This window comes from Mesorhizobium sp. M7A.F.Ca.US.011.01.1.1, assembly GCF_003998295.1.
In the GTDB taxonomy this organism is placed as follows: domain Bacteria; phylum Pseudomonadota; class Alphaproteobacteria; order Rhizobiales; family Rhizobiaceae; genus Mesorhizobium.
In genome coordinates this window covers 1-1,125 of record NZ_RZRT01000184.1, presented here as the reverse complement: position 1 = coordinate 1,125, position 1,125 = coordinate 1, and the positions used below count along the sequence as shown (strand labels likewise).

Annotated in this window: 1 protein-coding gene; it reads right to left on the bottom strand. The window is 60.3% G+C overall.

Features of this window, described 5'->3' with window-relative positions; translation table 11 throughout:
- Positions 1-17: 17 nt before the first annotated feature.
- A partial coding sequence (locus EOA13_RS37200) for an IS110 family transposase (RefSeq protein WP_127298053.1) occupies positions 18-1,125 on the bottom strand: 1,108 nt, incomplete at its 5' end.

Genomic DNA, 1,125 nt, shown 5'->3' with positions numbered 1-1,125 from the left:
CGGCATGGCAACTGTGTTCATGCGAAAGCTTTTTTATCACGGATGATGGCGTTTAGGACGACGAGGAGCTTCCTTGCGACGGCGATGATAGCCTTCTTCTTTGACGCTGAGCGAGCTGCGATGGCGCTGTAGAAAGCTCTGAAGCGATCACAGGCTCGGATGGCGCCCAGCGCTGCCATGTAGAGGGCACGGCGCACGCGCGGTCGGCCACCCTGTATCTGGCTCCTGCGATTGAGCTTGCCGCTCTTGTTGTCGAAAGGGGCAAGGCCGGCCAGTGCTGCGATCGACTTGGGTGAACGCTGGCCGAGCTCGGGCAGGTGCGCCAGCAAAGAGAGCGCGGTGATCTTGGAAACACCGGGCACGGAGACCATCAGCGCGTTGTCGCGGGCAGTATCCTCGACTTGACGAATGGTTTCGGCGATCCGGCTCTCGAGCGCCTTAATGCGTGTGTTGAAGCTGGCGATCAGCTCTTCGAGTTCGGCGATGACAATCTCATCGAAGGCCTCGCTGCGAAGCTTCTTCAATCTTGCCCTGATATCGACCAGTTGGTCGCGGTGGCGGGCAAGCGATTGAAGGTGCTCACCTTCTTCGCGTGGCGCCGGCTCGGCTTCAGGGTGGTAGCGACGGCCATAGCCGCTCAACATCCTGGCGTCGAGAGGATCGGTCTTGGCGCGCCGCGCCGTCGACTTCGCATAGTGGTGGGTGTGTGCCGGATTGTGCCGCGAGAATGCAACGCCTGCCTTGGCCAACGCATGGCGCAGCAACCGGTCATGGACCCCTGTCGCCTCCATGACGACGAAGTCTCGACTGGGCTGAAGGCCTGCCACGTAGGCCGTGATCGCGTCGACATGGTTGTCGATGCGCTGGCAACGGCTGCTTGCCTCATCAAAAAAATCGAGCCACTGCTTGGAGATGTCGCAGCCGACATAGTTCTGCATTATCATGTCCACGCCTCTTCCTGTGGTGCGGGGTCTGCTGGTTACAGCCCCGTGCAACTGTTCAGGTTGATGGTTCACCGGTGGGAAGGGACCGAGCCATGCCACGGCCTGTCCTCGAAAGGACGACCAGGATCCCCTCGGTCTCCTTCCCACTTCAGACATAGCATGGGAACAACACACAGGATCC